The following is an 11,750-nucleotide window of genomic DNA, read 5'->3' as shown; positions in this document are numbered from 1 at the left end:
TGCTAGCACTATCCATGTTCGGGCTTTACGAGTTGCAACTACCCGCGTTTGTTCGCGACCGCCTGGACAGAGTGAGCAACCAGCAAAAAGGCGGAAACCTAACCGGTGCAGCGGTCATGGGTTTTCTCTCCGCCCTTCTGGCCAGCCCCTGCATGACTGCCCCCCTTGCCGGGGCACTTATCTACATAGCGGATAGCGGCAACGCCAGCTTTGGTGGCCTCGCTCTGTTAGCTCTTGGTCTAGGCATGGGCGCACCGCTTATCGCGCTGGCAACGATCGGTTCTGGACTGTTACCAAAACCCGGCGCCTGGATGAACGGTGTGAAAGCTGCGTTCGGGTTCATTTTGCTGGGCACAGCTGTCTGGTTTATGGAGCGTATTCTCGACAACTCCCTCACTTTGGCTCTATGGGGCGCGCTCACGTTGACCTTGGGCCTGTCTGTGCGGCAAATTGCAAACACCCAAAATACGGAAGCAACCTTAAAGACTCTGACCAACAGCACCGGTGCCGTAATTACCCTCTGGGGAGCCTTGATGATGATTGGTGCCTCGGCCGGTGGCACACAATTCTGGCAACCACTCGCCACCCTGACTGGCACAGGTAACACCACATCAGCTGCCAATACGGCCCACGCACAATTCGACAGCTTCAAGTCCATAAACGATCTGGATCAGGCCGTTGAGAAAGCCGGCAACACAGGCCAGTGGACACTGGTGGATTTTTACGCTGACTGGTGTATCTCCTGCAAAGTCATCGAGAAAGAAGTGTTTGGTAACCCAGAAGTTGTCGCGGCGCTTTCAGATATGCAGCTCCTGCGTGCGGATGTTACCGCTAACGATAGGCTGGATCAGGAACTCATGAGTGAACTGCAGGTCGTAGGGCCTCCAACCATTCTTATCATCGGCCCTGATGGCCAGGAATACCGTGCCCAACGCACCACCGGCGAAGTTTCCGCAAGGCAATTTATGGAACGCCTCGCAGCTGCCCGCCAATCATGACAAGGAGTAAAGATGTTATCCGTTAATCTTGGCCCGCTGAGCCTGCCTCTGGCCCAGTTACTGTTGATCAGTGCGTTTGTGATTGCTCTCATTGTTGGCGCGATTACCGGCCGCAAAGAAGGGGTTCCCATTGCCGGAACCCTGTCTGATATTTTTCTGGCCTCCATGGTGGCAGCGCGCATTGGTTTTGTTGTTCAGTACTTCGAGCACTACCAGGAAAATCTCTGGGGCATCATCGATATTCGGGATGGCGGATTTCACGTTATCGCTGGCCTACTGGGTGCCCTGGCACTAACCGCCTGGAAACTTTGGCGTCATCCCAAAATCCGCAGACCATTGGCGATTGCTGTGACTTCCGGCCTTTTGACCTGGGGCTCTATTTCACTGCTGACAGGCCTGATGGAAAGTAGCTCCAGAGGCATACCCGAGGCTACGCTCACTCTGCTAGACGGCACTCCGGTTGCGCTAACAGAAGTGGCTGAGAACAAGCCGATGGTCGTTAACCTATGGGCCAGCTGGTGTCCGCCCTGCATTCGAGAAATGCCGGTACTGGAAAAAGCCCAGCAGGATAATCCTGGCGTTACCTTCGTTTTTGTAAACCAAGGCGAACAGCCCGAGACCATCACTCAATTCATGGGAAAGCATAAGCTTTCACTGCAAAACGTTCTGACGGATACAAGCGCTAACCTTGGCCGAACAACAGGCAGCCAGGCCTTACCCACAACTCTGTTTTACGATGCCAACGGCCAACAGGTAAATGCCCACCTAGGCGAGCTGTCGCAGGCAAGTCTAGCCCACAACCTTAGAAGCTTTGACACTGACTGACCTAACCCGGAGACTTGTTATGCAGCGATTAAAACCCATATTCAAACGCTCGTTGCTCACCGCAGCGATGGTCGCGAGCTCTTTAAGCCTGCCCGCTTTTGCGCAAGAGCAATATGTCGACGCAGTTCAGCACCTGATTGACCGAGGCGTTACCGTTACCGCAAGCTTTGACGCGCCCGGAGGCATGACTGGCTATGTTGGAGAGATGCAGGGCCGGCCCATCGCCTTTTACCTCACCCCAAACAAAGAGCATGTGGTCGTAGGAACCATGCTTAATGCTGATGGAGAAAACCTCACAGAACCGAAAGTTCAAGAACTGGTACAGGGCCCTCAGAACGAGAAAGCCTGGAACACACTAGAAAAAGCTAACTGGGTACGTGATGGCGATGCAAACGCACCGGTTATTGTTTACACCTTCACCGACCCCAACTGCCCGTATTGCCACCGATTCCGTCAGTCTGCCGAGCCCTGGATTGATGCCGGCGAAGTACAATTACGACATGTCATGGTGGGGATACTAAAACCAGACAGCCTGCCAAAAGCCGCCACAATTCTAGGTTCAGACAATCCCCGTGATGCTCTGAAAGAAAACCAGCAAAACCATGACAATGGCGGCATTTCCGTGGACCGCACTATCGTTAGTGCAAATGCGAAACTGGTCAGAAAAAACAACCAATTAATGTCTAGCCTCGGATTGAGTGCCACACCCAGCACCTATTACCGGGACGGTGATGGCAACATTCAGATGAAGCAAGGGGCTGCCCGCCCCGGGGAGATGCCTGCCATTATGGGCAGTTCAAAGCCCTGATCGCCTTTCCCGTTTTTTTCTGGCAAAGTTATCGCGCCAAACAGACAATTTATTGATAAATTGTCGGCATTAACCGGATAACTTTCCCGCATTTTGATGACGATAAGTTTGACAGTGCGAAAGCTCCCGGCTAGTTTTGTTGAATAAAGCACATAATTTATGCCGGTCGTTTCGGCGAATTCTGTGTTTTACCAACTACAACAACAGACACAGCTGACAGTTCATGCCGAATGTCAGCACCAGGAGACATGCATTATGCAAACAAGCATCAGACCCTTTGGTCAGCACCCTGTTTCTGCTAGATCCTTAAAACGCGCTGGCAGTGTGCTCACAGCTGCGGCGCTCACTTTGATGGTAGGCAGTGCCCAGGCCACAGACTGGGATATGCCCACACCCTACGGCGACTCCAACTTCCACACGGTTAATATTCAACAGTTTGCTGACGATGTGCGCGAAGCGACGGATGGCGAGCTGGACATTACCGTTCACAGTAGTGGCTCGCTGATCAAGCACCCGGAAATCAAGAACTCGGTTCGCCGTGGACTGGTGCCTATTGGCGAACTGATCATGTCGCGCCTCGCCAACGAAGACCCGCTGTTTGAGGTCGATTCTGTGCCTTACCTTGCCAGTGATTACGATCAAGCCTGGAAGCTCTGGCAGGCGTCGAAAGATGTGCTCTCCAAACGTTTGGAGAAACAACGTCTCAAACTGCTTTTCTCAGTGCCCTGGCCGCCTCAAGGCATCTACACCCAGTTTGAGGTAAAAACCGGTGAGGAACTGAAAGGCGTAAAAATGCGCGCCTACAACAAATCCAGCGAACAACTCGCGGAACTGCTCGGCGCAATACCCACGCAGGTTGAAGTGCCCGACATACCAACCGCCTTCGGCACCGGCCGTGTTGACGCGATGATTACCTCGCCTTCTACGGGCGCCAATACCCGTGCCTGGGACTACCTGACTCACTTTAACCATGCCCAGTTGTGGCTGCCTAAAAACATGGTCGTTATTAACGCAAAAGCCTTCGACAAACTGCCCGAAGAGGTCCAAAAAGCTGTTGAGGACGCTGCTGAAGTGGCAGAAAAGCGTGGCTGGGAAGCCAGTAAAGCGGAAACAGAAGCGAAGATAAAAATCATGCAAGATAACGGCATTGAGGTATCTGAGCCTTCTCCAGAGCTGGTCAAACACCTGCAAAAAATTGGTGAGACCATGACCGAGGAGTGGCTTGGCCGCGCCGGTGAAAGTGGTCAGGCACTGCTCGATGCGTACCGCGCGCAGTAATCCAACCAAGTCATTCACACGATAACGAGAGAGCAGACTGATGCGCCGAGCACTTGATGCATTTTACAGGCTGGGCGGCGCACTTTCTGCGCTGTGTCTGACCCTTATCATGGTATTGATCGTGGCCCAGGTACTGGGCCGCGTATTGGACAAGCTTCTGGGATGGGTGGGCGTCAACGCACTCGGCCTGAATGTACCAGGGCTTGCAGAACTGGCGTCGTTTCTACTGCTTGGCGCAACCTTTTTTGGCCTTGCCTACACGTTCTGGCACGGCGGCCACATTCGCGTCACCCTGGTACTTCAATACTTACCCAAACACGTACACCGGATAATGGATATGGCAGTCACTCTGGCTGCTGCCGCCATCACCGGCTTTGCTACCTGGTATAGCGCGCGCCTGGCATGGGACAGCTACGATTACGGCGACCTATCCATCGGCATGGTGCCTGTTCCACTGTGGATTCCCCAGCTCGTCATGGCCCTGGGCCTGCTCTGGCTATTAATTGCCCTGCTGGATGCGCTGTTTTCACTCGCAACCGGCCGTGTTCTCCAGCTAACAAACGAAGCCCCTCAGGAGTAGTCACATGGAAATGATCTGGATAAGTGTGCTGCTGCTCTGTCTGCTTTTGGCGTTTCTTGGCGCCGGCTTGTGGGTTGCATTTTCATTAACCGCTATCGGTTGTGTTTCTCTGTACTTCTTCAGCGGCATTCCGGTGGGAGACAGCCTGTCGACCGCATTTTACAGTGCAAGTGTGTCCTGGGATTTAGCCGCGCTGCCCATGTTTATCTGGATGGGCGAAGTGCTGTTCCGCTCACGCCTGTCGGAAGAGATGTTCCGCGGCATTTCACCCTGGGTTGGCAAGGTGCCCGGGCGGCTTCTGCATACCAACATTTTAGGCTGCGGCATCTTCGCAGCGATCTCCGGTTCGTCTGCTGCGACGGCAGCAACCATTGGCAAGATGTCGATCCCGGAACTCACTCAACGCGGCTATAACAAGAACCAGATTCTTGGAACACTGGCCGGCTCTGCCACCTTGGGGCTGCTGATCCCGCCTTCCATTATTCTGATCGTGTACGGCGTAGCAACCGAGCAATCCATCGCGCGCTTGTTTGTTGCCGGCATTCTACCCGGGTTGTTATTAATGTCGCTGTTTGCCGGCTACGTGATGATTTGGTCAGTGCTGAACCCCACTGGCGTGCCCGAAGGCGAGGCTGAGTCATTCTCGTTCGCCGCAAAAATACGACGCAGCCGCCCTCTTATTCCCGTAATGCTATTGATTGTGGGGGTGATCGGCTCTATTTACGCAGGCTTGGCATCGCCGACTGAATCGGCCGCTATTGGTGTAGCCCTGGCGCATTTACTGTCCTGGAAAAGCGGCTCACTGAGCCGGCAAACCTTTACATCGGGGTTGATGGGCACGGTAAGAACCTCGTCAATGATTGCGTTCATCCTGGTGGGGGCCCACTTTTTAACCAATGCCATGGGCTTTACGGGCATTCCGCGGGAACTGGCTTCCTGGATCAATACCCTGGGTTTGTCGCCCTATATGCTGCTGGTGGCGCTGACCTTGTTCTTTATACTTCTGGGCTGCTTTTTGGATGGCATCTCGGTGGTGGTTTTGACCACTTCGGTGATTCTGCCAATGGTTCAGGCCGCCGGTATTGATCCGCTTTGGTTTGGCATTTACCTGGTGATCGTCGTGGAAATGAGCCAAATTACTCCGCCAGTAGGGTTCAATCTCTTCGTGATTCAGGGCCTGACGGGCGAGAACATCCTGCGGATTGCCTGGGCGGCACTGCCCTATTTCCTGTTGATTCTAAGCGGCGTAATACTGATTACTGTGTTCCCGGAAATCGTCACGTATCTGCCCAGTAAAATGGGCAGGTAGTAAGGCATCGACGCGAACCGTCAAAGCGGCATCTGATAATAGTTTAATAAAGAGTACCTGATTCATTATGAACAAAAACAATGATTCCAAGGGCGGCACAAACAAAGACAGCACGCCCCACAGTAAGGTAGGCCCAATTGTTTCTTCGGCACACCTGGCTTCCGGCAGTGCAATGGAGCTGTCGGAACTGGAATTCGGGCTGATTGTCGCAGGCAATGCGTTTAACCGCTGGATGGTGCGCTGCATGAATGCGGCTGGCCTACCTGAACTCAGCCCGTTGGATGTACTGGTGCTGCACAGCGTGAACCACCGCAATCGCGCCAAAAAAACCGCAGATATCTGCCTGGTACTGAATGTAGAAGACAGTCATACCGTGACTTACGCCCTCAAAAAATTACTCAAGCTCGGGGTAGTGGTATCGGAAAAGCGTGGGAAAGAAACCTATTATTCAGCCACAGAAGAAGGCATAGCCGTTTGCCGGCGTTACCGGGAAATTCGCGAGGAATGTCTAGTGGATTCGTTGCGGAGCCTGGGATTCTCAGGCGCCGACACAGGTGCTGTGGCCGGCTTCCTGAGGGGAATATCCGGGCTCTACGACCAAGCGGCGCGATCGGCTGCGTCGCTGTAGGTCATATCGCCCAGCGCGGATCAAACAATATCTGCCACCACGCGCACCCTTACTGGCAATCCCTGCCGAATGGCGGCGCCACTGACGTTCTCAAGCCAAGTGGCTGTGCCGTCTTTACGGGTGGGGTCAGAAAAGCCCAAGTCGTTGATATTCACGCCGGCAGACAAATGCGGATTGCCTGCTCGCTCTTCGCCATCAATAACGTGGCTCGCGGCACCCAACTCACGGTGGCCATAACCGTGCTCGATGCCAAGGGCACCCTCATGCACATTGTCGCCCACTAAAGCCAATGCCAGTACCTTGCCGCCCGGGCTTTCAATGCTGATGGTATCGCCATGCTGTACCCCGAACTTCTTGGCGTCGTTGTGGTGAAGAAGTACCGGGTTATATGGCTTGATCATACGCAACCGCTCAAGGCCGATGGCGTAGGAGTTCATCAGATTCGATTTGAACGAGAACGCCAGCAATGGCCACTCTTCTTCCGGGTAGTGCTCCCTCAATAGCGAGCCGTCCCAAAACCGGGGCGCATGGTGAGTAGGCGTACCCACATGGCGCTTGCCGCTATAACTGTCGATGGTGGTGCCGACCTGCTCGTTGTAAACACACAATGGTCGCTTCCAGGCATGACCAAGCTTTTCGCCATCATAAGCCTTTTCCATGGTCTCAAACCGACCACCACGGGAGTACAGATGTGCAACCGGGCCGGCCTCCTCTTCACTCACCGTGTTCTTGATCCGATCCATCAATGGCTCAATGCCACTGGCTGTGATGTCCTCCTCTACGGCTTCCGCCAGGGGCTTGCCTGCCATGGCGATATTCGCCGCTGCCCGCAGGTAGAAGTCTTCGGCACGATTCAGGCCATGCATGTTGCCGTCAGCGCCTTTAATGGCGTTGTCACCAAAGCCTGGCAGATCCAGGCGCTTGCCCAGTTCGATAAAGAAGCTGTCCATACTGACCGGCTCACCGGCAGCCGTTTTTGCCTGACGCGGCTCCACAACCGGCCAGCAGGCGGTGGTCATTTTGGTGAGAGTGCCACTCCAGGCGCCAGTGAAGCCCCAGACTTCATACATCACAGAATCCGGCACAATGTAGTCTGCAAACCGGTTGGTTTCGTTAATAAAACCATCCACCGCTACATACAGGCCAATGTTTTTCGGGTCCTTCAGTTTGTCTTCAAACAAGGCGCTCAAGCCTGCCTGACCGTACATAGGGTTCGCCATCACCCCTATCATCGCCTTGATTTTGTAGGGGTACCCCTCAAGACCGGAGAGTAAATGCTCAGTCAGAATCGGTGGCGCGAGTTTGCGCCAGGGCGCAGAGGCCGGGTATGGCGACTCTCCTGCCGCAACATGACGCTTGTACTCGCTGGTTTTCTCATACGGGAACTTGGAGCGTGAGAGAAACACACCTTTGGGCCCAATTTTCCCCGGGAAGTTTGCAAGGTCGTAACGCGGGCCGGCCCCCATACCATTAAAGCTGCCACCACCTTTAGCGACGCCGCCTTTGTGGTTAAAACTGCCAGCCAGCAAGTTAATCATGTTGATGCCATAGGAGGCGTAAAAGCCAACCCCTGACATCATCCCGCCGTGGGTATCTACTGCTGCCTTCCGGCCAAAGCTGGTGAAGCGTTTTGCCAGCTTGCGGATGACATCTGCGTGGATACCACAGATATCTGCATACTCGTCAATGCTGAGCTGCATGGCTTCCTGGCGCAGTTTAAACAGCGAACTGCGAACCGTGGTTGGGCCATCACTGGTTTCTACAGTACGCTCAACAAAGAGCTGAGCACGCTTGGCGGCTTCGGCGCTAGCTAATTGCCCTTCCCTGTTAACCACCACCGGGTGGTCCTCATCGGCTCCGGTCTCCGCCTGGCCGATATCGCTCAAACGCAGAAAGTGACCGGCACGAGGATGGTCGTCATCTTCAATGACCAGATGTGTGGCGTTGGAGTGGCCTGCTTCCCCGGCGCTCTCAGCGGCCAGGTTGCCCGGCAGCTCCAGGAAATCCTTGGCGTAAGCTTCGTTCACCAGCATCCAGCGGATCAAGGCCATGGCCAGTGCAGTGTCTGTGCCCGGCAGAATGGATATCCAGCGGTTCCGGTCACTGGCGGAATGGGAGGCTGCAGCAGTCAGTGCCGGGTCAACCAGCACATACTCCAGATCCCCAGTGGTGCGGGCCTGTGCCAGCATTCTACCCTGACGCTTGAACGGGTTGCCCGCCTGACTGGGTGCCGTGCCAATAAACAACGCAAATTTCACGTTGGCGTAGTCAGGCTTCACGTGGGCGAATTTGCCCATATCGTTCATCAACGCACCGGAACCCATCCGGAACGCCAGGCCACAGTAGGAGCCGTGGTGGCCATAGTTACGTGTGCCAAAGGCATTAAACGCAAAACGCTTGAACAAGGCAGAACGGCCGTAATCCGTCGCCTCCATCACCATCAGTTGGTTGGCCTTGGGGCCGTATTCCGGGTTCTCTGGGTCGAGCGGTGTTTTCACATCGCGAATAGAGCGCAGGCCTTCAACCTCACCTTCCCCAAACAGATCGCCACCAGCAACAATTTCATTCAGCATTTGTTCAAAGGGTACGCTTTCCCACTGATTGCTGCCACGGGGGCCTGTCCGCTTCAGGCAACTCATCACACGCTGATCACTGGTTAGCTGAGCCATGGCCGCGTTACCACGGGCACAGGCGGTGGACCGGTTAAGCTGGCCTTGATCTTGAAAACGACTCAGGCGTTGAAAGGCTTCCAGCACAGGCGTGTTCTCATCCAGATGCTCGTCCGAGGACAGTGGATGATAGGGGTTGCCAGATACCCGCAGCACCCTGTCTTCACTCTTATCAATACGCACCCGTACGCCACATTTGGTGGTACAGCCATAGCAGACAGTAAATGCGATACGCTGGTCTGGGTTGAGCACCACCTCACCGGTTTGCGGGTTAACCGAGTATTCCGGTGCTAGGCTGTTGCCGTGCAGCCTGTCTGCCGTGGCTTTGCCAGAGGTTCCGTTTACCAGGCCTTTGCCCATTTTTTCCAACGGGCCATAGTAGCCAGCTGCGAAGGTTGCAGCACCGCCAGCGGCGGCGGCACCCTTGAGGAAATTACGACGATTCTTGTCCATTACTTATGCTCCGAAGACCTGAATCAGTGGGTGCTTACCTGGAGACCCTTCTTCCAGGGCACCAGAATGTCAATAATCAGCAGCGCGGCCAGCCAGAGCCCGAAGGTTCCGATAATGCCCAGCAACCCGCTGGAGCCGGCCTCAATGGCGTAGTGGTAATACCCGGCGGTGTTCTTTGCCACGGTTTGCACCTCCATCAACACCATCCAGCGGAAGGTCCAGCCAATGTGTACCGCCAGCAGGCCTGCAATCCAGGAGCGGCTTAACCAGCCCGGGCGGCGCAACATAACGATGGCGGAAAGCGCAAGCGCAATACCCACGAGCAATCCGTAGATGGCTACGGCACGCCACTCGGGGTTTCGTTGAAGCGATGCAAACGCCGCTTCAACCGACGGGCTAAAGCCGGTAATACCTTCAGAAATCCAAAGTGCCGCAACCAGCGCTGCGAGAATCATAGTTACGAAGATGACCTTCAGACCTTGCTCGTTAACCTCTTCATCGTTGCCAGTCATCAGGCGGTTGATCAGAATGACCAGCCCTGCTGCTGCAACCAGGCCGGTCAGCACAAACATGACAGGCAGCCAATGGGTATCCCACAGTGGGCGGGCTTTCACAATTGCCACTTCTGCTCCGGTATAGACCATGATGCCAAATGAAAACAGCAGTGCTCCAAGGCCGGCAGCCACCAGCATCCAGCGGGGCGCATGCCATTGCCCCAGACTGATCCAGCCAGACAGCTTGGCGATCCATCCTTCACCTTGCGCCTGCTCCTGCATGGCAGGACGCCATGCGAGCCAGGCATAGGTCACAACCAGCATGAGATACACAGGGAGCATCAGGCTGCCTATGGACATCCACGACCAAGGCGTGAGATTGGCGTAGAAATGCCAGAACCGAAGCGGCTGATGCAAATCCGCTAGCAACGCCACCGGCCCCACCAGAGTGCAGCTCACCGTGACCAGCAGCGCAACTTTTGCCAGAGATTCATAGTTCTTTTTACCGAACAGCAACCCCGGCACGGTTAACAGCAATGCTGAGTAGGAGACGGCAATCAGGAAAAAATACTGTACCGCCCATGGATACCAGGCTATCCCGTAGCGAGGTGCCAGAACCTCAATGACCGAATTCATAGCCAATCTCCTCACCTTGTTGATCCCGTACGTCCCAGATGGCAGGTTTGGCATCTGGCCGTGATACGAAGCGTTCGTCCATTCCCAGATAGAACACGTGTGGGGATGTACCCATTTCCGGTTTGAGCACCATCAATTCGTTGTAGTGCTCTTTCATCATGCGGCTGATTTGGCTGTCTGGGTCGCGGATGTCACCGATAACCCGGGCACCGCCCACACAGGATTCCACGCAAGCTGGCAGCAGCCCGACATCTAAACGGTGCGCGCAGAAGGTGCACTTATCAGCTGTCTGAGTGTGTTCGTTAATAAACCGTGCATCGTACGGGCAGGCTTGTACGCAGTAGGCGCAGCCGACACAGGCTTCGTTATCCACCACCACAATCCCGTCTTGGCGCTGGAACGTGGCCTGTACCGGGCACACAGGCACACATGGCGGGTTCTCACAGTGGTTGCACAGACGAGGCAGCATGAATGTGGCTACATCGCCGGTTTCTTCATGCTCGACTTCGTACTGGGAGACAATGGTGCGAAAACTGCCCAAAGGCGCTTCGTTTTCGATATGACAGGACACTGTGCAGGCTTGGCAGCCAATACAGGCTCTCAAGTCGATCAGCATGGCGTAGCGTTTTTCCGGATCTCCTTCTCTGCGTGGCGGTTGGTCGTTGATACCTGCGGAGGCGATGCTGCTTAGGGGAACCAGAGCGGCCCCGGCTGTCAGTTTGGCTATCTGCCCTAGTAGAGCGCGGCGGATCTTATCCATGGTTAGTACATCCAATAGCACTGGAGATTTGAGTAGTAAGGTAACTATCTAAATTTTATCAGGAGGGGGTTGGGGGAACTTGACTGTGGTCAATTGGATGTTGATAGATGGTAGGGGTATTCCCGCATCAAGGCGGAAAAACCAACAATAAATGCCTGAGGTATTAAGCACTTGGGTTTGGGAATCGGAAGGGAGTTATATAAAGCAAAACGCCCCAGCCTGTGGAGTACACAAACTGGGGCGTTTTGGTCTTCATATGGTGCGGCTGGGAGGATTCGAACCTCCGACCGCTCGGTTCGTAGCCGAGTACTC

General features: G+C 54.7%; 10 protein-coding genes. 7 read left to right on the top strand and 3 right to left on the bottom strand.

From position 1 onward, the window contains the following. From dsbD to ACTH3S_RS15740, 7 genes are all read left to right on the top strand, one after another. The coding region (gene dsbD / locus ACTH3S_RS15770) for a protein-disulfide reductase DsbD (protein ID WP_441809963.1) at window positions 1-998 on the top strand (998 nt) is incomplete at its 5' end. A 12-nt stretch (window positions 999-1,010) separates the two neighbouring features. After that, window positions 1,011-1,823 carry a prolipoprotein diacylglyceryl transferase family protein gene (locus ACTH3S_RS15765; RefSeq protein ID WP_441809962.1) on the top strand — a complete coding sequence of 271 codons (813 nt, stop codon included), beginning with the start codon at window positions 1,011-1,013 and terminating at the stop codon, window positions 1,821-1,823. A gap of 19 nt (window positions 1,824-1,842) precedes the next feature. Continuing rightward, window positions 1,843-2,631, top strand: a complete 789-nt coding sequence (dsbG, locus tag ACTH3S_RS15760; RefSeq protein WP_441809961.1) for a thiol:disulfide interchange protein DsbG — start codon at window positions 1,843-1,845, stop codon at window positions 2,629-2,631. A gap of 255 nt (window positions 2,632-2,886) precedes the next feature. Further along, on the top strand, window positions 2,887-3,909 hold the full coding sequence (locus tag ACTH3S_RS15755; protein ID WP_441809960.1) for a TRAP transporter substrate-binding protein: 1,023 nt from the start codon (window positions 2,887-2,889) through the stop codon (window positions 3,907-3,909). A 40-nt stretch (window positions 3,910-3,949) separates the two neighbouring features. Further along, a complete protein-coding gene (locus ACTH3S_RS15750; RefSeq protein WP_441809959.1) occupies window positions 3,950-4,489 on the top strand; it encodes a TRAP transporter small permease in 540 nt (179 codons plus the stop codon). Window positions 4,490-4,493: 4 nt separating this feature from the next. Next, window positions 4,494-5,798: a TRAP transporter large permease gene (locus ACTH3S_RS15745; protein ID WP_441809958.1), complete on the top strand. Its 1,305-nt coding sequence runs from the start codon at window positions 4,494-4,496 to the stop codon at window positions 5,796-5,798. A gap of 67 nt (window positions 5,799-5,865) precedes the next feature. Further along, window positions 5,866-6,426, top strand: a complete 561-nt coding sequence (locus ACTH3S_RS15740; RefSeq protein WP_441809957.1) for a winged helix DNA-binding protein — start codon at window positions 5,866-5,868, stop codon at window positions 6,424-6,426. Window positions 6,427-6,446: 20 nt separating this feature from the next. Here the strand turns inward: ACTH3S_RS15740 and ACTH3S_RS15735 are convergent, their stop codons facing one another. From ACTH3S_RS15735 to dsrO, 3 genes are read right to left on the bottom strand one after another with little or no spacing between them, the layout of a single operon-like run. Then, window positions 6,447-9,548 (bottom strand): molybdopterin dinucleotide binding domain-containing protein, encoded by a 3,102-nt coding sequence (locus ACTH3S_RS15735; RefSeq protein WP_441809956.1) that lies wholly within the window; start codon window positions 9,546-9,548, stop codon window positions 6,447-6,449. Window positions 9,549-9,571: 23 nt separating this feature from the next. After that, complete coding sequence (gene nrfD, locus ACTH3S_RS15730; RefSeq protein WP_441809955.1) at window positions 9,572-10,678, bottom strand: NrfD/PsrC family molybdoenzyme membrane anchor subunit; 1,107 nt, start codon at window positions 10,676-10,678, stop codon at window positions 9,572-9,574. Then, window positions 10,662-11,438, bottom strand: coding sequence for a sulfate reduction electron transfer complex DsrMKJOP subunit DsrO (gene dsrO / locus ACTH3S_RS15725; protein WP_441809954.1), 777 nt, complete (start codon window positions 11,436-11,438; stop codon window positions 10,662-10,664). The genes nrfD and dsrO overlap by 17 nt, the downstream gene beginning before the upstream one ends. Window positions 11,439-11,750: the final 312 nt, after the last annotated feature.

The sequence above is a fragment of the Marinobacter sp. genome (assembly GCF_052094685.1).
Taxonomy (GTDB): Bacteria; Pseudomonadota; Gammaproteobacteria; order Pseudomonadales; family Oleiphilaceae; genus Marinobacter.
Note: the sequence above shows the minus strand (reverse complement) of the source record. Positions and strands in the feature narration are given on the sequence as shown.